22 protein-coding genes and 4 pseudogenes are annotated in these 22,168 nt (G+C 60.1%); 16 read left to right on the top strand and 10 right to left on the bottom strand.

The features are described from left to right. The first annotated feature begins 6 nt into the window (after positions 1-6). Entirely contained in the window at positions 7-351 is a 345-nt protein-coding gene (locus tag HB778_RS34925; protein ID WP_183465438.1) for a hypothetical protein, read from the top strand. Here HB778_RS34925 and HB778_RS34920 read toward each other — a convergent pair. From HB778_RS34920 to HB778_RS34910, 3 genes are all read right to left on the bottom strand, one after another. After that, positions 348-512 (bottom strand): hypothetical protein, encoded by a 165-nt coding sequence (locus tag HB778_RS34920; protein ID WP_171026564.1) that lies wholly within the window; start codon positions 510-512, stop codon positions 348-350. The genes HB778_RS34925 and HB778_RS34920 overlap by 4 nt on opposite strands. A 76-nt stretch (positions 513-588) precedes the next feature. Beyond that, positions 589-1,056 carry a thermonuclease family protein gene (locus tag HB778_RS34915; protein ID WP_183465437.1) on the bottom strand — a complete coding sequence of 156 codons (468 nt, stop codon included), beginning with the start codon at positions 1,054-1,056 and terminating at the stop codon, positions 589-591. After that, positions 1,053-1,655 carry a hypothetical protein gene (locus HB778_RS34910; RefSeq protein ID WP_183454803.1) on the bottom strand — a complete coding sequence of 201 codons (603 nt, stop codon included), beginning with the start codon at positions 1,653-1,655 and terminating at the stop codon, positions 1,053-1,055. The genes HB778_RS34915 and HB778_RS34910 overlap by 4 nt, the downstream gene beginning before the upstream one ends. Before the next feature lie 276 nt (positions 1,656-1,931). Here HB778_RS34910 and HB778_RS34905 point away from each other — a divergent pair, with 276 nt between their 5' ends. From HB778_RS34905 to HB778_RS34855, 12 genes and pseudogenes are all read left to right on the top strand, one after another. Then, entirely contained in the window at positions 1,932-2,396 is a 465-nt protein-coding gene (locus tag HB778_RS34905; protein ID WP_183465436.1) for a lytic transglycosylase domain-containing protein, read from the top strand. 33 nt (positions 2,397-2,429) lie between these two features. After that, entirely contained in the window at positions 2,430-2,723 is a 294-nt protein-coding gene (locus HB778_RS34900) for a TrbC/VirB2 family protein (protein ID WP_183465435.1), read from the top strand. A 71-nt stretch (positions 2,724-2,794) separates the two neighbouring features. Then, positions 2,795-3,019: a VirB3 family type IV secretion system protein gene (locus tag HB778_RS34895; RefSeq protein ID WP_183465434.1), complete on the top strand. Its 225-nt coding sequence runs from the start codon at positions 2,795-2,797 to the stop codon at positions 3,017-3,019. Between the two features lie 56 nt (positions 3,020-3,075). Beyond that, positions 3,076-5,417, top strand: a pseudogene (locus tag HB778_RS34890) (VirB4 family type IV secretion/conjugal transfer ATPase). Further along, positions 5,401-6,405: a transglycosylase SLT domain-containing protein gene (locus tag HB778_RS34885; protein ID WP_183465433.1), complete on the top strand. Its 1,005-nt coding sequence runs from the start codon at positions 5,401-5,403 to the stop codon at positions 6,403-6,405. Before HB778_RS34890 ends, HB778_RS34885 begins: the two are co-directional and overlap by 17 nt. Before the next feature lie 163 nt (positions 6,406-6,568). Continuing rightward, positions 6,569-7,303: a type IV secretion system protein gene (locus HB778_RS34880; RefSeq protein ID WP_183465432.1), complete on the top strand. Its 735-nt coding sequence runs from the start codon at positions 6,569-6,571 to the stop codon at positions 7,301-7,303. Between the two features lie 179 nt (positions 7,304-7,482). Continuing rightward, positions 7,483-8,526 (top strand): type IV secretion system protein, encoded by a 1,044-nt coding sequence (locus tag HB778_RS34875; RefSeq protein WP_183465431.1) that lies wholly within the window; start codon positions 7,483-7,485, stop codon positions 8,524-8,526. A gap of 66 nt (positions 8,527-8,592) precedes the next feature. After that, complete coding sequence (locus HB778_RS34870) at positions 8,593-9,312, top strand: virB8 family protein (RefSeq protein WP_183465430.1); 720 nt, start codon at positions 8,593-8,595, stop codon at positions 9,310-9,312. Then, positions 9,309-10,106 (top strand): TrbG/VirB9 family P-type conjugative transfer protein, encoded by a 798-nt coding sequence (locus HB778_RS34865; RefSeq protein WP_183465429.1) that lies wholly within the window; start codon positions 9,309-9,311, stop codon positions 10,104-10,106. The genes HB778_RS34870 and HB778_RS34865 overlap by 4 nt, the downstream gene beginning before the upstream one ends. Next, positions 10,106-11,428, top strand: a pseudogene (gene virB10, locus HB778_RS43600) (type IV secretion system protein VirB10); the annotation flags it as partial. The gene HB778_RS34865 and the pseudogene virB10, both read left to right, overlap by 1 nt. Before the next feature lie 138 nt (positions 11,429-11,566). Continuing rightward, the gene (gene virB11 / locus HB778_RS43595) at positions 11,567-12,592 is read left to right on the top strand and encodes a P-type DNA transfer ATPase VirB11 (protein ID WP_432421281.1); all 1,026 of its coding nucleotides are present in this window, start codon (positions 11,567-11,569) and stop codon (positions 12,590-12,592) included. A gap of 11 nt (positions 12,593-12,603) precedes the next feature. Continuing rightward, positions 12,604-14,754: a type IV secretory system conjugative DNA transfer family protein gene (locus HB778_RS34855; protein WP_183465427.1), complete on the top strand. Its 2,151-nt coding sequence runs from the start codon at positions 12,604-12,606 to the stop codon at positions 14,752-14,754. A 97-nt stretch (positions 14,755-14,851) separates the two neighbouring features. Here the strand turns inward: HB778_RS34855 and HB778_RS41090 are convergent, their stop codons facing one another. The 3 genes from HB778_RS41090 to HB778_RS42045 form a co-directional block, all read right to left on the bottom strand. Next, the gene (locus tag HB778_RS41090) at positions 14,852-15,067 is read right to left on the bottom strand and encodes a hypothetical protein (protein ID WP_210308090.1); all 216 of its coding nucleotides are present in this window, start codon (positions 15,065-15,067) and stop codon (positions 14,852-14,854) included. A gap of 8 nt (positions 15,068-15,075) precedes the next feature. Further along, complete coding sequence (locus HB778_RS34850; RefSeq protein ID WP_183465426.1) at positions 15,076-15,321, bottom strand: hypothetical protein; 246 nt, start codon at positions 15,319-15,321, stop codon at positions 15,076-15,078. A gap of 147 nt (positions 15,322-15,468) precedes the next feature. Continuing rightward, the gene (locus tag HB778_RS42045; RefSeq protein WP_244662053.1) at positions 15,469-15,657 is read right to left on the bottom strand and encodes a helix-turn-helix domain-containing protein; all 189 of its coding nucleotides are present in this window, start codon (positions 15,655-15,657) and stop codon (positions 15,469-15,471) included. A 241-nt stretch (positions 15,658-15,898) separates the two neighbouring features. Between HB778_RS42045 and HB778_RS34840 the strand changes: the two genes are divergently transcribed. Together HB778_RS34840 and HB778_RS34835 are read left to right on the top strand one after the other, a co-directional pair. Further along, a complete protein-coding gene (locus tag HB778_RS34840) occupies positions 15,899-16,987 on the top strand; it encodes a dsDNA nuclease domain-containing protein (protein ID WP_183465425.1) in 1,089 nt (362 codons plus the stop codon). A 47-nt stretch (positions 16,988-17,034) separates the two neighbouring features. Further along, positions 17,035-18,150, top strand: a complete 1,116-nt coding sequence (locus HB778_RS34835; RefSeq protein ID WP_183465424.1) for an ATP-binding protein — start codon at positions 17,035-17,037, stop codon at positions 18,148-18,150. A 22-nt stretch (positions 18,151-18,172) separates the two neighbouring features. On the opposite strand, the gene HB778_RS34830 is transcribed toward HB778_RS34835, so the two are convergent. The 4 genes and pseudogenes from HB778_RS34830 to tnpA form a co-directional block, all read right to left on the bottom strand. Further along, entirely contained in the window at positions 18,173-18,799 is a 627-nt protein-coding gene (locus HB778_RS34830; RefSeq protein ID WP_244661595.1) for a UPF0149 family protein, read from the bottom strand. After that, positions 18,796-20,378 (bottom strand): annotated as a pseudogene (gene tnpC / locus HB778_RS34825) (IS66 family transposase). Before tnpC ends, HB778_RS34830 begins: the two are co-directional and overlap by 4 nt. 71 nt (positions 20,379-20,449) lie before the next feature. Continuing rightward, positions 20,450-20,801 (bottom strand): annotated as a pseudogene (gene tnpB, locus HB778_RS34820) (IS66 family insertion sequence element accessory protein TnpB). Beyond that, complete coding sequence (gene tnpA, locus HB778_RS34815) at positions 20,798-21,235, bottom strand: IS66-like element accessory protein TnpA (RefSeq protein WP_183457562.1); 438 nt, start codon at positions 21,233-21,235, stop codon at positions 20,798-20,800. The pseudogene tnpB and the gene tnpA overlap by 4 nt, the downstream one beginning before the upstream one ends. Positions 21,236-21,438: 203 nt before the next feature. Here tnpA and HB778_RS34810 point away from each other — a divergent pair, with 203 nt between their 5' ends. After that, the gene (locus HB778_RS34810; RefSeq protein WP_183465423.1) at positions 21,439-21,909 is read left to right on the top strand and encodes a hypothetical protein; all 471 of its coding nucleotides are present in this window, start codon (positions 21,439-21,441) and stop codon (positions 21,907-21,909) included. Positions 21,910-22,168: the final 259 nt, after the last annotated feature.

Raw genomic sequence — 22,168 nt, 5'->3', positions numbered from 1 at the left:
AGGACGATGCCCATTCAAGTTGTCTGTAACAACGGAGTGATGGAAGAGGCCGATGCGGTCGCGACTCTGCTCGCGGCGCATCGTCAGGCAGTCGCCATCGTTGAACGTCTCGGCAAGCGATGGATGGGGGCCGAAGGGCCGGACGCGACCCTGATCGGCCGGCGATTGGATTCGGTCATGGCGGAAGAGGCTATCGCGCGCCGGCGCGCGGCCGCTGCGCCGGTGGCCGATGTCGTTGAGATGAAAATGAAGGCTGCTTATTTCCAACGGCTGACGGCTCATGGCTGGTGCGAGATTGACGTCGACGATTTGCGCGCGTTGCTCGGTTCCTTCACGAAACTGCAGTCCTAGGAGAAGAGTGCCGAAATCCATGAGGCCACGGTATTCCAGGCCACGTAGATTCCCGCCGGCACCAAGATGATCGCGATGAATGCGATAGCATCGCCGATGGCGCCGTCGGTGCGTCCTTCCACGGGATAGTAATATTTGTGCGCCTCATCGTCGTGTTTCATTGTGGACTCTCCGACCCTTGGCTCAGCAGCAGTTGCACAGGATGCTGAAACGTCGTGCCCCACAGGCCTGTGCGTTTCATCTTAGCGTTGATTTCGCGACAAGGTAGTTCTCATTGACGGCTTTGCCCTTTGCTGTTGTTGCGGCAAACGCGTATCCGGTCGCTATGAGCGCGGTGCCAACGTCAATTGTTTCGCCATTCAGCTGCGCACCGCAAACGACAAAAACCGCCTTGTCTAGGGCGTAGCCAATTGGCTGGCATGAAACCGCGGCGCTATCGAACAGGGCTGCCAGATGCGCCAGCGAGGTGTTCCCGCAATCGATTTTGTTCCCATTTGGCTCTTCGGCTGACGTGCCGCGAAGACATGACTGGACGCCATAGAGGCGGAAAAGCTGATCTCCGTCACGCCAGGTATCTCCGGTCAGCAGTTGAGCCGATTTCGATACCGCGACGGGAGTGGGTACCCTAGAGTTGGTGGCATCCTGCGCCTGTGCCGATGCGCACATGGAAAATGCGGCCAGCACTGCAAAGCTCGCCTGTTTCATTCCTGGAACTGTCCACCGAGCTCGGCGGAGTGCTCCAGGTCGGGGCGCAGGGACTTGCCGTCCTTGTTGCGTCCGATTGCCGCCATGTCGAAAAAGACCATTTCGTCATCGTCGTAGGCGACGTTGTACGGGTCGTTTGCGCTGCCCGCACCCACGAGAGAGAAACACGACACGGCATCGGGTTCACCCTTCTTGCTTTGCAGCACAAGTGTTTTGCAAAGCACGACGGATGCACGATCGTTGTAGATTCCTTCTTCATAGTCCTGCGCGGCGTGCGTGCAGTCCCACTGTTGGGTTTTGTAGGTAATCTTCGGTTTTGGGCAGGCCGCAAGGCCGCGCAGTCGATACGGCACGCCGTTGATGACGCGTTCGGTCGCCGACGGCACCTTGACCGGCGAGATGAGGGCGGCCGCGTCGCGCTGAAAGAGCGCGCCTTTCCCATCGTAGCGTTCATAGACGAACACCTTCTCGCCCGGCTTGGCAAACTGGAGCAGGTAGCGCTCCGACGGCTGCGCGAAGGCACTTGGGGCGTCGGCGCCGGCAGCATAAGCCACGGCACCCTGGAGCAGCAAAACGGTGCAAAGGGCAGTCTGTTTCATCGAAATCCGTCCCTGCGGCGCATATCGTGTTGACACTTTACTAGGGCTGCGTGTAGCCATAGTAAAGTGTTAAATTTTGGCGACAGTATGAACACTCGATTCGCTCTCCTGCTCACCCTGTGTGGCGCTACGATGCCGTTGGAAGCGCCCGGCCGGGACCTGGCATCAGACCGCGTAGCAGTCGCCTTTGCAACGCCGGCAAAAGCCATTGCCGCGGTCGGGGCGCCAAGGCCGGGGGAGTGTAGGACTGGAAATCGTGCTGAGGTCGCCCAACTTGTGCGTTCGATCGCGCAAGACGAAGGGTTCGACGCCGATCTGGCCGAGGCGATTGCATGGGCTGAAAGCGATCTCGGCGCCAGTCAGGGTCCGTCTAAGGCCGGAGCCCTGGGGATCATGCAGCTGATGCCGGCCACGGCGGCCGATCTCGGCGTGCGGGACCGTTGCGATACGCAGGCAAATGTCCAGGCTGGCCTTCGCTATCTCAAGTCACTCTATGACGAGTTCCAGGATCCGCTGCTGATGCTTGCGGCTTACAACGCCGGGCCCAACAGCGTCTACAAGGCGCAGGGCATTCCGGTGAATCCGGAGACGGCTGAATACATCGTGAAAATTTTGAACCGCTGGAAGTTCGGCGGTGTCGTGAAGAAGTCCGCCCTGACCAAATCCGAAATGCTCGCGGACGCTCCGCCAGCAAACGAGGACGCTTGGCAGGATGGTCATGTCATGGATTTCGGCAACTGAAAGGAGCCAACGGTGGAATACAGGAAAGCGGGCATGTTTGCCCTAAAACTGGCCTTGGCCTCAGTGGTCGGAATAGCGCTCGCGCCAGCCACTGCGTATGCCCAGTCGGCCGCGCCGGTCGAAAACGTACTGGAGTGGTTCGTCGGAGTTCTGCAGGGCAACATAGCGCGCTCATTCGCCATCATCGCGGTCTGTTTTCTCGGCTTCCTCGCCATGACGGGCCGGCTGGCGTGGATGATGGCTTTTTCCATCATCATTGGCATCGCTCTGATCTTCGGCGCTGCCCAGTTGGTGGATGCGGTTCGCGCGACCGCGGGAGGCAGTTGAGACATGGATGACGAGGAAGTCTATGTCGAGCCGGTCAGCCTGCCACTGACACGCCCCCCGATGAAATGGGGGTGCGCTACGAGGTTTTCGCGCTGAACGGCATCCTGGCGGTGATCGGTTTTATCGCCACAAGCAGCTTCATGCTCGGTCTCGGCGTGTTCGGCGTGGTGCATCTGGTCAGCGCCTATCTGTGCCAGCGCGACCCCTACATATTTCATATTTTCGAGCGGCGCATCTCCAAACGCGGAGCGGTGGCGAACATTACTTTTTGGGGCGCGAGGAGCTATTCGCCGTGAACCTCGATGCCGACCTGAAATTTGGCCGTGAGCGCCGCCGCGAAAAGCCCGCGGCGATGCACATCCCCTACCTTCGCCATGTCGATGACAATCTGATCGTGACGAAGAGCGGCTTTCTGGTCGGCGCCATCCAGCTCAGCGGCCTGCCGTTCCAGACGATGGACCAGGCCGAGTTGAACAGCCGCATGTTCAACCGCAACACCACGTTCCGCAATCTCTCGACCTCTCGCTTTGCGGTCTACACAACGATCATTCGCCGCCATGTGACACCGGAGATCGAAGGCGACTTTGACAATCCTTTCGTGGCCGAGCTCGACGCCCGCTACATGGATGAGCTTGGGTCGAAAAACCTTTTCGTCAACGAGGCGTATCTGACGGTTATACGGCGCCCCATGGTCGGCCGGGTCGGCTGGGTGGACAAGGCGCTCAACGCATTCCGCATCAGTACCGCAGGCGAAGAAACCCGCGAAGAGGCGATTGCCGAACTGCATGACATCCTTGACGGGATGGTCAAGGATTTCACCGCTTATGGGGGGCGCCTTCTCGGTGTCGTGAAGCGCCGCGACAGCTTCTTTTCCGAGCCCGCGGATTTTTTGGCGAAGATCCTCGCCGGCGGCGTCGACCTGGAAATGCCTTTGCCGCGCATGAGCCTTGGCGATGTGCTGGCGACGCGGCAGCTGTTTTTCGGCAAGTCCGCGCTGGAACTTCGCGGTCCGGACCAAGCCAAGCTCGGCGCCATGGTGTCAATCAAGGAATACCCGCCGTTCACCGCGCCGGGCTCATTGGACGGTCTGTTGCGCCTGCCGCATGAGTTTATTCTGACTCAAAGTTTCGCGATCGAAGACCGTGTAACGGCGATGCGCAGGATCAACACCATCGCCAACCAGGTTGAGGGTTCCGACGAGGCGGGCACGACGGTCGAGGAGTCCGTCCATGATGGCGCCGACAAGCTGGCCGGTGGCGAAGTCGTCTTCGGACAACATCACATGAGCGTCATGGCATTGGCGCCGGACATGAATGGCCTCAACCGTGCGCTATCCGACATCACGGCCGAGCTTTCGCGCATGTCGATCGTGCCGGTACGCGAGACTCTGAACACGGAACTGGCCTTCTGGGCGCAGTTGCCGGGAAATTTCAGCTACATCGCGCGACGTGCTTTGATCTCGTCCCTAAATTTCGCCGGCCTTTTTCAGGACACAATTTCCCGTCCGGCCAACGTGAGCGGCTGCATTGGAAACGGCCCATCGCTTTGCTCGAAACGACCAGCCAAACGGCATACTATTTCAATTTCCACGTTCACGATGTCGGGCACTTCACGGTGTTTGGCCCCACCGGCTCGGGCAAGACTGTGGTGCTGTCGTTCCTGATGGCGCAGGCGATGCGCATCATGCCTCGGCCACGATGCGTTTATTTCGACTACATGCGCGGCGCTGAAATTTTCGTTCGGGCGCTCGGCGGTCGCTACGAGGTGATGGAACCCTCTCAGCCGACCGGGTTCGCGCCATTGCAGCTTGAGGATACGGCGGAAAACCGTTCTTTCCTGGAAGATCTGCTCATCTACATTCTGACGCCGGAAGGCGGCGTGCTCGACGTGGCGGAGATGCGTGTCATCAACGCCGCCGTCGACATGGTCTATAAGATCCCGCGCCAACAGCGGACCTTCGACCTGCTCCCGGAAGTGCTGCGCGGCTCGCTCATGCCTGGCATGAATGATCTGGCGGCGCGCATACAACCCTGGCTCGACCCAAAGGACAAGGGCTGGCTTTTCAACAATCCCGTCGATCTGGTTGATTTCTCGAAACCCGTTGTCGGGTTCGACATGACCAGGATCCTGGGCGACCGAAAGCTGCGCTCGGCGGCGTTGCTCTACATCTTCCATCGTCTTGAAGACGTCATCGACGGCTCGCCGATCATGCTTTTTCTCGATGAAGGTTGGAAGCTGCTGGACGACGAGGTTTTCGCCGCCTTCATCAATGAGACGCTGAAGACCATTCGTCGCCGCAACGGCGTCGTCGGCTTCGGCACGCAGACAGCGGAAGACGTCGTCAGTTCCTCCATCTCGTCGTCGCTGATCGAGCAAACGAAGACCAATATTTTCTTCCCCAACCCCAAGGCGAGCAAGGACTCCTACATGGAGCGCTTCTCGCTGACAGCCAAGGAATTCGAGTTCGTGCGCCGAACCGCGAAGGAAACACGCACCTTCCTCGTCAAGCACGACAGCGACTCGGTCGTCGCCAAGCTCGATTTGTCGGCGATGCCCGATCTCATCAAGGTCCTGTCCTCGAACGAAGCCAACAGCAAGGAATGCGCACGGCTCCGGGAGACCTTCGGCGACGAGCCGCAGATGTGGCTGCCGTACTTCTGCGGATGGGAGGACGAGCATGACGAAGCGGCTTAGCAGCTTTTGTCTGGCCGTGGCTCTCGCGACGGCGGAAAGCATGACCGTGGCTGTCGCTCAGATCGCGGTCATCGACGGGCCGAACCTCGACAAGCGGCAAGAGGACGAGCAGCACAGCACGAAGTCGGATGAGGCCAAGAAGGACGAAACCGACAACAAGAAAAGCGTTGTCTGCACCTATTCGAACAAATATCGCTCACAGATGTTTCGCCGGTCGCCGACTGAGGCGTTGCAGCGCGACGCGGGCAACGTGAAGATGATCCGCTATTATGCGCAAAAATACGGCGTGCCCGAAGGCCTGGCGCTGTCCGTTGCCTATCAGGAATCGCGCTTTGACACATGCGCCGGGAGCCACACAGGCGTCAAAGGCGTCATGCAGCTAACCAAGGGCACCGGCAAGTCGATGGGACTTGACCGCGACGTGAACGAGCAGAACGTCGAAGGCGGTGTCAAATATCTCGGAATGGGCGTCAAGCAATGCGGGGCGACGAATTATAGCTGTCTCGCCTCCTTCTACAACGGATCGAACGCAGGCGAGCAGAACCAGTGGGCCGGCGGTGTCGGCCGTTGGAACAGCTACTTCAACGACTATGTATCGAGCGGCAAGGCTCCGGCCGCCGCACCGCCACCCTTCTCGATCGTCACCGCCGACGGCGCGGGCGGCTCCGCCCAGAACGACGCCATGGGTGCGGTGAGTAAGGCGGCTGGCGGCCTTGATGCAAGTGCATCGGAGATGGGCGCCAACGACGCGGCAATCGACGCGCTGTCGGGCTCTGTTGGCCAGGTGACCGAATACAAGGACGCTTGGGAGCTGAACTCGTCGGCTCGTGGGATCAACGCCGATGTCACCAACCAGTACCTCGCCCAGGCGGGGGGATTTTACGACGTTGCTGGCCCAACTTCTGTCGTTGCAGAACGTGCAGGCATCGCAGTCGTCCAAGCTGGTGCAACGGCCGAAGAGCGGCTCTCCAAATCCGTTCTCTTGTGATCCCGCCGAACTGGAACGTTTGAAGATCGATCGCGGCCGGTGGCTGCCATGCGCGGTTCAGAATGCGGCCGCAAGCTCGGCCGACAGCCGCTCGATGACCATCACCACCGACCCTGCTGGCGCTGCCAGCGTGATCGATTCCCTACAGCAATAGGAGGCTGACATGAAGAAAATCGCTATTGCTGCCGGCATGGCGCTTTGGACGAGTGCTGCCCTTGCACAGATTGCCGTCATCGATGGCGCCAATCTCGATGTCGCCCGCAAGAATGCAGAGAACACCAACTCCATCATGGATTCCAACAAGGATATCCTGAAAAAGAGCCAGGAGATCCTGCAGGCCCTCAGCGGCAGTCGTGACGGTTCGCTCGGCATCGGACAAATGGGCCTTGGCGGCAACATGTCGATTGCCCAGGCGCCGTCGTTCGGATCGATCCTGAACGGCGGCGCGCTTTCGTTTGGTGGTCTGTCGCCCGAAATCCAGAAAATCGCCGGCGCCGTCATCAATGGGCTGCAGCTGGTGAAGCAGCTGCAGCAGATTGCCGGCAAGGAGACGAGCGCCGTCAACACGGCCTATGGCGGCAGCGTCAACGTGGCCTCCCTGCTGAGCGCGCTGACTTCGCAGGCCTCGCAGGGCGTCACCCAGCGCCAACAGTCCCTGCAGTCCGCGAGCGGGCAGATCGGGCAGTCGCAGGACGTCAAGGGATCGGTGGACCAGAACACACGAATGCAGCTGGAAAACGCGCGCGCGGTCAACGAACTGATCGGCGTCCAGAACGGCGCAGTCGCGGCCCTGAATGAGAAGCTGAAGGGAGACCTTCTTCGCCAAAGCCAGGTGCAGAAGATGATGACGCCGCGCAACGTCAATCCGTTCGCCGAATTTGGCAAGAGCGGAGGCTAGCGCTTGTCGCGGCGAGTGTTGCGCATAGGCGCTGTGATTGGGCTCTGCGCAGTGCTTCTCGGATGCGCAAATCGCGAACGGAAAGCGCCGTGCGGGCCTTTGGCGTATGCCCAAACCGACCAATGCGGCGCGCTAAAACCGGTCAATTCAACGCCGTTCACCATCATTGACGAGGATCCATGAACGGTCTCGCCGCAAGCATTCTTGGTGGCATTGACAACATCGGTGAGGACTTCGTCCGCACCGTCTATATGCAGTTGGGCAATGCGATGGGCAACGTCTTCACCCTCATGCTGACCCTCTATATCGTGTGGTGGGGCTATTCGATCCTGAGCGGGCGAGAGTCGATCTCGCCGCTCGAAGCGGCCTATCGCCTCGGCCGCGCCGTCATCATCTATCTGTTGCTGACTGGATGGGGCACATTCTCCGCGACGATCTACCAGCTCGTTCAAAGCATTCCAGATGAGGTCGGCAAGGTGATCGTCGGCGCCGTGTCGCGAGCTACCGGCAATCAGCTCAGCGACCAGGCGGCAATTCCAGCGCTTATCGACAACCTCTACCAAGGGGCGCAGGACGTCGCCAATCAGGTTTATAGCGGATCCTTCTACGACATTTTTGGCGCGCTGCTGTCGTTACTCGTCTTGCTGTCGGCCATCATCTTCGCAGCGCTTGCCATTGCCGCGATCATCGCCGCCAAGGTGATGTTGTTCATCACGCTCGCCTTGGCGCCGATATGGATCATTCTCTGGCTTTACCGCTGGTCCTCGCGCATGAGCGAAGGCTTCCTTTCGCTCACCACCTTTCTGATGATCCAGCAAATCCTGATCTACGGCTTTCTCGGTTTCTACTTCTCGCTCGTCAATGCGGCGCTGAACACCGCCACATCCGGCGGAGCGACCATGGACAGCAAAATGTCGCTGGTGCTGCCCTTGGTGCTGGTGACGATCATCGGGATCTACGTTCTCATGCAGATCCCATCGATTGCTTCGATCCTGAATGGCGGCGGATATCTGAGCACCGTGGGAGCATACAACCCCTATCGAAACTTTGGCAGAAACGCCGTGCGCTACTCCGGTGCACGATGGGCCGCCGGCCGCGCCGCTCGGGGCGCCCGGCAGCTCGCAGCAAACAGTTTTCGATCTCCGAGAGCAGCAAGGGCGGACGATGCGGCTCGGTCCGCCATCCAGCAAGGTGCGCGGGATAACTCCCGGCCTCTGGCCTAGAACACAAGACCGATCATGGATCGCGACGCCGGACCAGCATGCGTATCGCAAACGAGGCAATAGTAAGTGTCAACACCATCGCAAAAAGCTGCTGACAGCGGCAACGAACTCGTGGACAGACGCTATTACAGGGCGGGCGCGACTTGGGAAGACGACACGCACAGGTCAATGCGGCGATCGCGTACATTGGCATGGATCGTCAGCGGCGTTTCCGGACTGGTAGCGGTGCTGTCGCTGCTGGCGCTCGTGCTGATCCTGCCGCTCCGCCAGTTCGAACCCTACGTTGTCGAGGTCGACAAATCGACGGGCTACCTCGAGATCATGCGCGCGCTGAAGCCCGGAGATCTGTCGCAGAACGAGGCCGTCACGGCGGCAAATCTCGTGCGCTACATTCGTGCCCGAGAAACCTACGATTCGCGTGAACTGAAACAGAATTACGATTTGGCGCAGCTCTACTCCACCGACGCGGCGTCGAAGGATTTGACATGGCTTTTCACGCCGGCAAATCCGCAATCGCTGGACAAGGCCTATGGCCGCAATGTCACCGTGGCGGTCGAGATCAAGTCGGTTTCCCTGCTCAATCGCAACACAGCCTCGGTGCGCTTTGCCACGACGACGCGGCGGGACAATTCGTCGACGGCCGACAATTGGGTCGCGGTGATAAAATTCCGCTACACCTCGACGCCGCTCAAGAACGAATGGCGTTTCGACAATCCGTTGGGATTTCAGGTTACGGATTACCGCCGCGACCAGGAAACGGCGCCAGCCGCGGGAAGCCTGCAATGAGATGGCGCGCGAGCCTGGCCTTGTCGGCCGCCCTTCTGCTCGGCACGATTCCCGGCGCAGCTGCGCGCGATGGCCGCATCCGATATGTCACCTTCAACAATGACGACGTGACGACGGTACGCGCCGCTCTTGGTATTTCAACGATGGTCGAGCTCAGCCCGACCGAAGTCATCGAAACTGTCTCGGCTGGCGACACGAAGGGCTGGTCGATCATCCCCAAACGCGGGTCGCGGTTTCTATTCGTCAAGCCGCTGGAGCGCGATGCCTGGACTAACGTCAATGTCGTCACCAACCGGCGGGTCTACTCCCTGCTGCTGCAGGGGACTGACAATGATCGGGACCGGGCATCCTTCCAGGTCCGGTTCAAATACCCGGACGAGGATGTCAACGCGCGCCTGCTCTCACAGGCCAAGGACAGCGCCGCCGATCCGGATTTGAAGGACCTGAACTATGCCGATCTCAATTACGACTATGCCTACAAGGGCGATGACAGCCTGAAGCCGCGCACCGTATTCGACGACGGCACCAAGGTGTTTCTGGAGTTCAAGGGTGACATTCCGGCGATTTTCGTGGTCGACGACAAGCGCCAGGAGTCGCTGGTCAACGTTCGCACGCAGGGCAAATACACCGTCATCGACAAGGTCGCGCGGCAATTCACCCTGCGAGCCGATGGCAAGACGCTCTGCCTCTACAAGCAGGCGCGACCCAACGCTGTCGACCCGGTCGAGCAGGTCTACGGTCCAACGAAACTGACACGCGGTTCCACCCTGTTCGGATCCAGCGGAGGACGGTGATGACGCAGATCGACTATAACCAACTGGACGGCAGCCCAACGGTTGCGCGCCGCGGTGCGGGTGTGGGTACCAGGATTGCGCTGGTCAGCCTCGGCGTGGTGCTGGTAGGCGCGCTGATATGGCTGAACTGGCCTCGGGAGCCGGTATCGCGCGATCTTCGCAGCGATGGCGAGGAAAACTTCAACCCGCCGGAGTTTCGCCCGCCGGCGCTGAACGAACCGCCGCAACCTGCGGACGGCACGATCGACCAGATCGTGGTGCCCCCGCCGGCCGACGCTCAGGGCGGCACGCAGCAGGCTGACAACGTCGACCAGACCGTCCAGGAGGGTGCGGATCTCGATGCGCAGCGGCGCGCGCTGGAGGCGCAAATGGCGGCCGAGGAGGCTCGCCGCAAGGCCGAAGAGGACGAAGCCCGCCGCAAGGCCGCGGCTGAGGACGAGGCTCGCCGCAAGGCCGAGGCCGCCGAGCACGAAAAGGCAGTCTGGGAACGCCTGCGGTCGAACCAGATGGTGACAAATGGTGAAACCGGCTCGACGGATGCCGGCGCCCAGGCGGCACAGGTCGAAATCGCGCCCGACGGTCAGATCATCCCGGTCCCCGGCGCCGACAGTGATCCCAACAAGGCATTCCTGGCGCAGTCCGAGGCAAGCTCTTCCGGGATCGTCCAAGCCAGGGCTTTTCGACGCATCGATGCGTTGATCCCTGAAGGAACCATCCTTCGCGGCTATTTGGAAACCGCCATCAATACCGACCTTCCCGGTGCCGTGCGCGCTGTTGTGCGTGAGGATGTCTTCTCGCTCGACGGCAGGCGGATCCTCATTCCAAAAGGCTCGCGCCTGACGGGGGAATACCGCTCGGGGCTTGCGCGCGGACAAAAGCGTGTTTTCATCGTCTGGAACAGGGTCATTCGCTCGGACGGCATTTCCGTCGACATCAAGTCACCCGGTGCAGATGCCCTCGGCCGTGGCGGCATGGGCGGCCGTGTCGATACGCACTGGGTTGAACGATACGGCAACGCCATCATGCTTTCCGTCGTTGGCGGCGTCTCTGAATATCTGTCCTCGCTTGGCGACAGCAGCCAGGGTGGACAACAGCGCCAGGTGTCGACGATCGATCCCGTGACCGGAGAGACCACGACCGTAACTTATGGTGGCAATGGTTCGCAGCGCGACGCCCGCGGCATCGCGTTTGACAAGTCATCGACCGCCCTGCAGCAACTCGCGCAAGAGGCGTTTCGCGACACGCAGAACATTGGCCCGACAGTCTATGTCGACCAGGGCACATCCATTGTCGTGCTGGTGCGGCGAGATCTCGATTTCTCGGATTTGTACGCCGATCCCGTCCAGGAAGAAGTGGCGCGCCTGAAGGCAGGTGGAAGGCCGAAGACCGCGATCGATCCGACGCCCCCTTTACGCGACGCCAAAGGATCATTTTTATCCCGGCTATGGGAGCCCGGTGAAATGAATGCCGTGCATCCCCTCCCCGACCCTTGGGCGAGAGCCCCGGTCCTGCGCGCGCACCTGGAGCCGATCTGGCCCTATTTGAGCGAAGATGCGGTATCCGAGATTGCCATCAACAGGCCGGGCGAATTGTTCATCGAACGCCTCGGCGCGAAGGAAATGGAGCACGTCGTCAAGCGCGAGGTCACGCCCGGCTGGATTCGAAACATCTCGACTGGCGTTGCCTCGGCGACAAATCAGGTCATCAACGAAGAAAGGCCGGTCCTGTCGGCCGCGCTACCCTCAGGCGAGCGCATCCAATGCATCTTGCCGCCGGCGGCCCCCGAAGGCGGGGCGATCTCGATCCGCAAGCAGGTCATCATGGATATGAGCCTTGATGCCTACAAGGCTCTCGGCGCATTCGAGAATACGGCGATGGGCAGCGGCCTGGCGCTTTCAACCGAAGAAAAGCGACTTGTCGAAATGCTGCACGACACGTCGCCGATGGAGTTCCTGCAGTATGCGGTGCGCAACCGCGTCTCGATCGTCGTTTCCGGCGGTACGTCCACGGGCAAGACGACGTTCTTGAATGCGCTCTTGAAGGAGATCCCGGCCCATGAACGGATCATCACGATCGAAGACACCCGCGAGCTGAGGCTGCCGGCCCCCAACAACGTCGCGCTGATAGCCTCGAAGGGCGACCAGGGCCTTGCCAAAGTCTCCGCGCAACAGCTTCTCGAGGCCTCGCTTCGCATGCGACCCGACCGTCTGTTGCTGGGCGAGTTGCGCGGCGCTGAAACCTTCGCGTTTCTCCAGGCGATCAACACCGGCCACCCTGGTTCGCTCACCACCGTTCATGCCAATTCCGCCCGGTCCGCCTACGAGCGGCTGGCGCTCATGGTCATGCAGGGCAGCTCGGGCCTCTCCCGAAGCGAGATCCTCGACTATCTGCGCGAGGTCATTCCGCTGGTCGTACAGATGGTCCGCACTGAAGGCGGACGGCGCGGCATCAGCGAGATCAAGTTCACCAAGGCGGAAACAATCTAGCGGGGCCGTCCATGCAGAAAGTCGCAACAGCAATTTTCATGATGCTTATGGCGATGGCCCTGGGTGTCCTGCTCTTCACGGTCGCCTATGCCGCGACGGATTGGTACCGGACCGGCGCCCACGTCCTGTTCGACCAGCTGAACGACAATCCCTTGCCGGTTGTTCGTCAGGCCTGGTCGGACACGATGGCGAGGAATTTTGGCCGGGTGCAATATGCCGTTGCGGCGGGATTTTTTGGGTTTCTCTTGCCGCTGGTAAGCTTGTTTCTCATGCGTCCGAGAAAGCGCAATGACTCTCGCTTCATGACCATGAGCGACGTATCGAAAACCGGCCTGACAAAAGTTGGCGGCGTCTTCGTCGGTCGAGCCGGCGGCAGGCTTGCCGAAATTTTGTCGCCTGGCCGCGATCAGCGGTCCGGCAAGATTCACTTGACCCGGCGTAAGCTGATTGGTGGCAAGAAATTGTGGATTGATGGCGATGATATCGGCGGCTTCGTCATAGGGCCGCCGCGCTCTGGTAAGGGCACGTCTCTCATCATCCCGAACGCCTTGACCTGGCCGCATTCGCTCGTGGTTCTCGACCTGCGAGGCGAGACCTATGCGGCGACCGCTGGTTACCGTTCGACCATGAGCCGCGTGGTGCGTTTCGCGCCGGCTGATCCGGACGGCAATACCGCATGCTACAATCCGATGGACTTCATTTCGCTGGACTCAGCACAGCGCGACATCGACCTTCGCAACATCGCTGCGGCATTGTTTCCGCGCCCCCCTTCGAACGCGGATCCCTATTGGGTCAACGATGCCCGACTCCTCTTTACCGGCATAGCATCCTTCATAATGGAATCGCCTGCGATCCCGAACGAGAAGAAGACCTTCTCTACAATCCTCGAGATTATGAACGGTGCCGAGCAGCCACTCCTCGAGTTCATCGGCTCTCTCCGCGAGGAACGCCGCCGCGAATGTTCGCATTTCACGCTGCAAACCCTGTTGCCGTATTTCGAAATGTCCGAGCGGCAGTTTTCCGGAATCTACGCCGGCGTGCGGACCGGCATGGCCCCTTTTCTGAACGAGCGCCTGATGCGAGCCACGTCGCACAGCACGTTCGATATTCGCAATCTCAAACGCGACCGGATTTCTCTTTATCTCGACGTGCGGCGCGAGCAGATCACGTCGCTCGGACCGTTGTTCAACGTTCTGATTACGCAGATGATGAACTTCATGTCGGAAACCATGCCGCGCCCGGGCGAGCATCCGGTGCTTGTGCTGCTCGACGAGTTCCAGAACCTCGGCAAGCTCGAGAACGTGACCGAAATGGCGAGCGTGCTCGGCGGCAACGGCGTTTCCATGTGGTTTTTCGTGCAGTCGCTGAAGGCCGTAGACGAGATCTATCGCCAGGAAGGGCGCAAGACGCTCATCAACGCCGCTCGCGTGCAGATCTTTTTCGGTGCGCAGGACGCCGACGATCTGCGCTATGTTTCCGAGCAGGTCGGCGAAACGTCGGACGTGCAAAAGGACGTGACGCGCACCAAGGCTACGTTGTTCGACACTTATTACACGCGCTCGGAGCACCGCAAGCAAGTGCGGCGACCCCTCATGCGGCCGGATGAAATCCGTACCCTCGACAAGAACAGGGTCATCATATTGCCGCGCGGCGAACTGCCAATCCTCGGCACGCGCAATTTCTATTTCGCCGACGGCCAGCTAGCCAAACGCGCGTTCATGCCCCTGCCCGGCTCTGTCGAGGTTTCGCGCACGAAAAGACCTGCGTTGGACGCTTCCGCGCCGGTTCCATCTCCTGCGCTCCCGACGATTGTGCCGACAGCACCCGCGTACCGCTCAGGCCTCTTGCAGACCCGCCTGCGGCGCGGCGCGACATTTGCCGCAAAAGCAGCCCCTATGGCTCCGCCGCCGGGCCGGCGCGTAATCGCAAAAGAACGGCCGAAAGCAATCGACGCTGCAACCGTACCGGCTTATGCCGCCATAGATTTTTCCGCTTTGGCAGCCAAAGCGGTGACAACACGCGTAGCGCCCGACAAAGAAGCGGCGGTTGCCGCGATCCTGAACAAGGTGCGGTCTCTACGCGCCAACGCATCCGATATCGAAGCTTTCGATAAGAATTTGAGCGTCGTCGAAGACACTTTGCCTGAGGTAGTCGATGGGTAGGCTAGCATTTCGATGCGGCGGAGAGGTCATTGTTTACCGTGACCTTGCCGCACACGTCATGGCGGCGGGGCCGCGCGTTTCGGGCAGTGCCGAGGTCTCAATCGAGTTCAAGCGCAAATCCCGCATCGACCGCGCTTCGCGCAATGAGATCGCCAAGTTCCCAGTCCGTGAGTTCGCAAAGGGGAAGCATTCTCCTCACGGTGTGGCTAACCTCGGATATCGAAATAATCGGGCTGCCGATATTGTCGATCAGATGACGGACAATCGCTTGGCGAACGTCCGATAAGGTAGGCGTCTGCGCGAGCGCGGGCAATCTCCGGCCTATGAATGGAGACGTGGTTGTGCGGCCACAGCTGTGTTTAAATCGAACGCGACGGGCACACCGTGAATAATGGATGCTTCCGCCAGTAACTCCTCCAGGTCGCGATCGGTAGCTTTGCATGCCGGCATGAGCGTTCGGATGGCGCGGATCGCCTGTGCGATGGAGAGGAAGTGGGCTTTGCCTCTAGAGCGCACATAGGCTTCGGCGGCTCTTTCAACCGTGACGGTGTGAAAAGTGTCGGTCATGCGAGTTCCTCCCTGAAACCCACACCAACACGATTTATGGCACCAATTCGGCAGCCTGCAAGGGTTTGCCCTATTCCGAACAGTTAGGCGGAGGCTAGGCCGAAGTGACTTTGTTCTTCCTCGCCGTAAGCACCGTGTGTGAGTTTATCATTCCAACGCGATCGACAATTGTGATCTCGCCGCGTTTGGCGTGAACGAGCCCCGATATTCAAGCATTTGCAGGGCGATGGTAACGCCAGGGCGCCGGGCACCAAGCATGGTCGCCAGAAATTCATGCGTCAGGTAGATCTTGTTTCCATCGGCGCGGTCTTGGACCATCAGTAGCCAGCGGGCCAACCGCTCCTCGATTTTTCGAATGGCCGTTGACCAGTGCGGTCCGGGACGACTGGACGAGGAATGCGTGGGCATAGCGAAGCAGTGACTCGCGAAGAGACTGGCTGTCTATCTCGTGCTCAAGCGGCACACGTGCCTCTGGCGCGGGATATCCTTTCGCTACTATAACTTTCGATTTACAAATGGGTGCCGCGCCCGCCGGGCACGTATAGGATGTAAAAATCTTCTTGATTCGGGGTGATACTTGGACATAAGGCAAGATCTCCTCAAGGAGCCTCAGCGCGAGCAGGGCGGCAAGCTTGCGGTGGAAAGGTTCGAATACCAAGCGGCCTGGGGCCTGTCCCGGATAATCCAGCTCCATAAGAGCGGCGCCGACTTCGGGATCGCATTCGAATTTCATGACGACGTTCTCGAACTCGACAGCATCAGCAGCCCCACGAAGGTCACGTTCTTTCAGGTGAAGACGCAGAAGATCGGCTCGTGGACGCTTTCCAGCATTTCGGCATCCTTGGGCGCGAAGGGGAAGAAGACGAAGGAAAAGCCCGGCGACCCGCCGCTGGAGAAGAAGCTCTCGTACGCCGCCAAGATGTACGACAACTTCAAGAGATTTCCGGACCATACCGACAGGCTGGTCTTCGTCACCAATCAAATTTGCTCAGACCTCGCAGCCGGTCACGACGAAACGAATTTCGACACCGCCGCGACAGCCAAGATCCAAGCTTTTCGGAAGCGTCTGAAGGAGCAAGATCCCGACTTCCAAGACGAGCATTCGAAGCTTTTCCACTTCTGCTGCTCCAGTATGAATCTCGCCAGCTTCAGCGACACGATCATGGGCGCCGTCCAAAAGTTCGTGATCGAGCAGACCGGTATGACGGAGACCAGCACCTACGCCTTCGCTCTCATGCTTCTTGAGGAATGCCGCCAGCGGGAGCGCATGAACGTCGATTTCACCAGCTTCGCCACCATGTCGGATTCCTTCGTGACACGAAAGCTGATCGACGACCGTCTGGAGGAGTTCAAGAAGAAGCGCGCGGAGGCGGTCGATTGGGTGGAAATCGCGCCGCAGATATCTAACATCGTCCGACGGCGCGACATCGGTGCCGCCTGGAAGCTCTACGTCAACGACCGTCGTTCCCGCTACGGACCTGGGCCGCAAAGATTCAAGAAGGCCGTTCGGGAAGTTGTTGCGACCCATATCGCGGGACTCCACGATCTCTTGAAGGAGGTAGACGCTGCTCTTCCGGAGGTTCGGCAACTCGCTCCCCTCTGGGACACGACCGTGAGCGACGACTACCTCCGCGCCGTCATCCTTTACGAGTTCCACGATGTCTAGCAGCGAACGATTTCAACAGCTCGTGAGAAATCTCAGATTGAAGAACCATGAAAAACTTGCGCTTCGAGAAGTTAGAACTCCTGTCGACCGTCGAGCGCAAGGGAAGGACAGTCAAGTTTCATCCCCGACTGACGGTGATCATCGGCGAGAATGACGTCGGAAAATCTTCGGTCATAAAGAGCCTTTACTGGGCTTTTGGCGCGCCGGTCAGGATGCATCCGGAGTGGGTTAAGGCGAAGGTGAAGGCCCGCGTGTCTTTCTCGATCGACGGCGAACGCCGCTCGATCATCAGGGACGGCTCGGCGTTCGGCGTTTTTGACGAAAATGGCAATCTGCTCATCGCGACGAGGAGCGTCACATCGAAACTAGGTCCGTTTCTGGCAAAAATGCTTGATTTCGGTCTTGTGCTGCCGAACAAGTCCGGCGTGACGGAGACGCCGCCGCCCGCCTACATGTTCATGCCGTTCTGTATCGACCAAGACAGCGGCTGGAAGCAGTCCCTCGAATCCTTTGACAACCGAGGCCAGTACAAGAACCCTCGCAAGTCCGTCGTCGAGTTCCATTCCGGCATTAGGCCGAACAGATACTATGAACTCCAGGCAAGGAAAACCGCTGTCCAGTTGGAGATTGCTGAACTTGGCCGCGATCGGCAGGTGCTGGAAAAGGCCGTCGCCAAGCTGAATCTCCAACCGGCTTTCACCGGGACGGAATTCACCGAGCTCGAGCATCGCGAATCCGTAGACCGCCTTCTCGTGGAGCTTCGCAAACTCCGGGCGGCAAGGCTGAAGAGCACTGCGGAGCTCGCCGACATCGTTGACGAACGAGAACTCGTGACGGAGCAGATGAGGATCGCTCGCCTCGCGATGGAAGAACTTGGCAAGGATTATATCTACGCCTCGAAGGCCGAGGCAGAGATTTTTTGCCCTACCTGCGGAACCGTCCACGACAACGATTTCACGCACAAGTTCTCCATCCTCGACGACCGTGAAGCCTGCGCTCAATTCCTTCGCGACCAGCATGACCGCCTGGTCGTTGTTCGGAAGAGGGCAGAAAAGGTAGAGACGCGCCTTCACGACACTGACGCGCTTATCGAAAAGGTTTCGGGAACTCTTGCGGAGAAGGGTAAGCGGTGCGCCAAGGCACCTCCCAATATCGTCTTGTGATGCGTCTATGGTAGGTCAGCCGTTAGTCGGCGCGCCGGCGGCGATCACTCCGGGTTGCCATAGCCATAGCGGGTGACGTAGTGGAGTTCGCGCAGTGCGGGGATGACGAGGGCGATGTCTTTGTAGGCCTCATGCTCGATGAAGCGCGCGGTCTCGGGCCCCGGCCTGGGCTTGCCGAGGACGGGCCTCCCCTTTTGTCGACGCAGTAGATCAGGATCGGCAGCAGCAGGCCGTGGTTGGGGTTGTCGAGGTCGAGTAGCCGTCTCCAGCTTTTGATGTTGAGATTCATGGCCGCGTAGAACCCCTGGCACCACGGCCGGGGGTCGATGCCGCCGCTGGGCTTGGTTGCGAATCGGGGCGCATAATCCTGCGGTCTGTCGAAGAGCGTCTCGTTGATCCGGTTGTGGATCCTGGCGACGCTGGCAAACACGGCGTGATCGGTTGCAGACCCTTTGGCCAGGACGTCGCGCGGCAACCCCATGAGCGGGCACATCCAGTCTTGCGGGTCCGGGTAGCGCGGCCCGGTGACCGCCGCCGTTACGAAGCCATCCAGCGCCGACATGGTCCGCACCAGCGGGCGGTTGGTCTTGGCGGCCATCCAGGCCTCGAGCGCCTCGTCCGACAGCGCCATGTCATCGAGCGCGCTCATGCCGCCAAGGAGAGCTGCATCTCTTGGCGGCGCACCCAATTCCACGGCATCAGTTCGTCCCAGCGCGAGGCTGGCCAATCATTCTGGATGCGCTCGGTGACGTCGGCCATGTAGGCTTCGGCATCGACGCCGCAGAGCTTGCAGGTCTCAATGATGCTGAGCACGACCGCTGACCGCTCTGCCGCGGCGAAGCTGCCCGAGAAGAGCCAATTGCGCCTGCCGACCGTAAATCCACGAATCGCCCGCTCCGCGATCAGGTTGTCGGGCTCGAGCTGGCCATCGTAGAGGAAGCGATTGAACGCGCGCCATCGCCTGGTGCCATAGGCGAAGGCCTTGGCGATATCGGCATGGCGCGACAAACCCTTGCCCTGGCGCATGAGCTGTCGTCGCAGCGCGCGAACCAGTGGTCGGGTCCGCCTTCGTCGTGCGGCCAATCGCTCGGCGGGCGGGAGCCCCGTATCTCTTCCTCGATCCGGTAGATCGCCTGGATACCAGCCATGGCCGTCGTGCTGAGCTCGGTCGGCTGGCTGTCGTGAACGTCGAATATCTTGCGACGCAGATGGGCCAGGCAGGCTGCTTCTCGAATGGCGCCGCCCTTGTAGAGCTGGTTATAGCCGCTGAATCCGTCGGCTTGGAGGGTGCCGGCAAATCCGGCGAGTTCGCTCATCACGCTCTCGCCGGCGCGGCCCATGGTGGCGCGATACCAGGCGATCGGCGGCTCCTTCGAACCCGAGTTGCGGTCGTCGGCGACATAAACCCAGAGCGCGCCCTTGTGGGTCTTGCCGGTGCCGGGCGCCAGGATCGGAAGCCGCGTGTCGTCGGTGTGAATCTTGCTGCGGGTACGGCCGATCTCACGGATGCGATTGTAGATGGGATCGAGCAAAGCGGCGGCGTAGCCGGCGCTGCGCGCAAGCGTGGAACGCTCGATATCGACGCCCTTGGCGGCCATCATCTGTACCTGACGGTAGAAGGGCAGATGATAACCCCACTTGGCCATCATGATATGGGCGAGCGCGGCATAGCTGAGCTTACCGCGTGCAATGGCCTTGGCTGGCGCCGGCGCCTGGATGATTTTATCGCAGGTCCGGCAGCTGTACTTGGGTCGAATGGTCTCCATAACCTGCCAGGCCTGGGCGACCAGATCGAGCATCTCGTCGCCATCTTCGCCCATGGCGCGCAGATCGCCGCCGCAGCCCGGGCAGCATGCGCAAGACGGCTCGCGAACGACCCGCTTGCGCGGCAGGTTGGGGTTGAACTTACGCACCGGCAACACCCGGACCTTGTCGGTGTCAGCAACGATGGGCAGCTCGAGATCCGGCACGCTGGCGGCGAAATCGGTCTCGAGATCTTCGAGTTCGAGCAGCATCTGGCCGAGCTTCTCGGACGAACGGCCGAAGGCCTTGCGGTTGAAGCGATCGATCCGCAGCTGCAGGCGCTGGATGCGAAGTGCGGCCTCGGCGCGCTCTCTTCGAAGCTGCTCATCGCGTTCGGCGATGGTGATGTCACGGGCAGAAACGGCCGCCTCCAGAAGGGCGATCCGGGCGAAGAAATCAGCGGTTGAGGGAGCTTGTTCCGACACCCAAATTACATACCCGAAAGACCCTCGTTACGGAAGAAGAATCAACACAAAATCAATTAGAAACATCAAAATCAGCCAGCCAAACGCGGTCGATAAATCTTGCTCGGTCGGCGCCAATCGATCCCGTCCAAAAGCAGCGAAAGCTGCGCCTTGGTGAGCGACACGGCGACCTGATCCCTGGTAGTTGGCCAGGCAAAACAACCATCGGTAAGCCGCTTGGTGAACAGACAGAACCCCCTGGTCGTCATGCGCCAGAATCTTGATGATATGACCCTTGCGTCCACGGAAGCAGAAGATCGCGCCGGTGTGCGGGTTGAGCGCGAGCACCTGCTGCACCATCCGCGCCAGGCTGTTGATCCCGCGGCGCATGTCGGTCGCGCCGCAGCACAGATAAATCCGGTCGGTCGGCACCACCGTGATCACCTGGTCACCTCCGCCAGAACGATGCGCAGTGCTGTCGGATCGACGATCCCGTCGATCCGCAATCGCGTGCCGCTCGGAAAGGCCACGACGATCCTGCCGGCCGGGTCCGGGCAATCGGCGACCGGACGCTCGACCTCGGGCAGATCGTTCACTTCGATCCGTGCGAAAGTTGCCATCGCCTGATCGGTATCGAGCTCGCCGCCGGCCATCTGCTTGCGCCAGGCATAGAGCTGGGATGGAGCTACGCCGAACGCTTCCGCGACCTCCGTCACCGACGACCCCGCCGCGCTCGCCAGGTCGACCAACGCGCGCTTCTCGGTGCAACTCCATAGCCTCCGTTGCCGCGAGCGCCCGGGCATCGTTGCACGATCTTCGGCCGCCGCGGCACCGCTTAACTCGGCGACCAGATCGCCCCTTGCATGTTCCAATGTCATGGCCCGAAAACTCCATGTTCATCGGCCTATTGCAAGGTGCCTTCGCGCACCGCTTACGGAGAAGGAAGGGGACCTGACGCTTAAAGAGGTTATCGAGAACGCCAGCGCAAACATGGCGAGAGGTCTTTTTTGACTCGCAGCTCAACGACATCCGTGCGGAAGTCGACAAGAGGGCTGGTGAGATCGTTGAGATCGACGCCGAGGTGAAGAAGCTTGACGACAAGAAGCGTAGAAAGGAGATCGAGGCCTACTACGCGCAGCTCATGATCGGTTTCCTGCGCACGCTCAATGTTCGCAAGATCGACCTCGACAGCGCGAGCAAAATCGTCCGCAAGGTCAACGACACGGGAAGCGACCAGCCCCGCGCAGTCCTCGCTTATCATCTCGCGCTTATGAAGACTGTCTTTAAGTTTTCGTCTGCCCTCACGGCGCCCATGATCATCGATAGCCCGAACCAGCAGGACCAGGACACCACAAACGTGGCAGCGATGATTGCGCTCATCCTCAGCAGCCGTCCGGACAACGGGCAGACGATCCTGGGCACAGTGAGGCTTCACGATCAGGTGGTGGAAGACGGCGATGTGATCGAACTCGTCGACGAACTGTCGGCCTTGTCGCCGGATCAGTACCCCGGAATCCTTGATACCATAAATCCGTTCCTTGCCATGATGTAGCCCAGCGCCACGAGTCGGCTGACCCTATTTTGCTCCAATGCAGCCGCACTCTCGGCACCACGCAAAGTCAGCCTTCGGGAGGACATCATGGCTGACTGCCGACCGTCCAATCTGTCTGACTAAACTGTCCGCTTCCAGGAGGAGGCACATTGTACCCGAACGTCGGACTTGCGGCGCATTATTGCCATGCAGCCTGATCATTCTGTGACGAATGCGTCGTTTTGATAAACCACCGCGCGAGGACGCTAGGTTGGCCCTT

This window comes from Mesorhizobium huakuii (assembly GCF_014189455.1).
GTDB lineage: Bacteria > Pseudomonadota > Alphaproteobacteria > Rhizobiales > Rhizobiaceae > Mesorhizobium > Mesorhizobium huakuii_A.
The sequence above is the reverse complement of the archived record's forward strand: the minus strand, read 5'-3'. Positions and strand labels throughout refer to the sequence as shown.

Coding starts and splice junctions, on each gene's coding strand:
- HB778_RS34865 (WP_183465429.1), top strand. CDS start 9,309: ATGAGATGGCGCGCGAGCCTGGCCTTGTCGGCCGCCCTTCTGCTCGGC.
- tnpA (WP_183457562.1), bottom strand. CDS start 21,235: ATGACATTGGAACATGCAAGGGGCGATCTGGTCGCCGAGTTAAGCGGT.
- HB778_RS34920 (WP_171026564.1), bottom strand. CDS start 512: ATGAAACACGACGATGAGGCGCACAAATATTACTATCCCGTGGAAGGA.
- HB778_RS34850 (WP_183465426.1), bottom strand. CDS start 15,321: ATGACCGACACTTTTCACACCGTCACGGTTGAAAGAGCCGCCGAAGCC.
- HB778_RS34910 (WP_183454803.1), bottom strand. CDS start 1,655: ATGAAACAGACTGCCCTTTGCACCGTTTTGCTGCTCCAGGGTGCCGTG.
- virB11 (WP_432421281.1), top strand. CDS start 11,567: ATGAATGCCGTGCATCCCCTCCCCGACCCTTGGGCGAGAGCCCCGGTC.
- HB778_RS34835 (WP_183465424.1), top strand. CDS start 17,035: ATGAAAAACTTGCGCTTCGAGAAGTTAGAACTCCTGTCGACCGTCGAG.
- HB778_RS34900 (WP_183465435.1), top strand. CDS start 2,430: ATGTTTGCCCTAAAACTGGCCTTGGCCTCAGTGGTCGGAATAGCGCTC.
- HB778_RS34885 (WP_183465433.1), top strand. CDS start 5,401: ATGACGAAGCGGCTTAGCAGCTTTTGTCTGGCCGTGGCTCTCGCGACG.
- HB778_RS34830 (WP_244661595.1), bottom strand. CDS start 18,799: ATGAGCGCGCTCGATGACATGGCGCTGTCGGACGAGGCGCTCGAGGCC.
- HB778_RS34855 (WP_183465427.1), top strand. CDS start 12,604: ATGCAGAAAGTCGCAACAGCAATTTTCATGATGCTTATGGCGATGGCC.
- HB778_RS34880 (WP_183465432.1), top strand. CDS start 6,569: ATGAAGAAAATCGCTATTGCTGCCGGCATGGCGCTTTGGACGAGTGCT.
- HB778_RS34915 (WP_183465437.1), bottom strand. CDS start 1,056: ATGAAACAGGCGAGCTTTGCAGTGCTGGCCGCATTTTCCATGTGCGCA.
- HB778_RS34925 (WP_183465438.1), top strand. CDS start 7: ATGCCCATTCAAGTTGTCTGTAACAACGGAGTGATGGAAGAGGCCGAT.
- HB778_RS34875 (WP_183465431.1), top strand. CDS start 7,483: ATGAACGGTCTCGCCGCAAGCATTCTTGGTGGCATTGACAACATCGGT.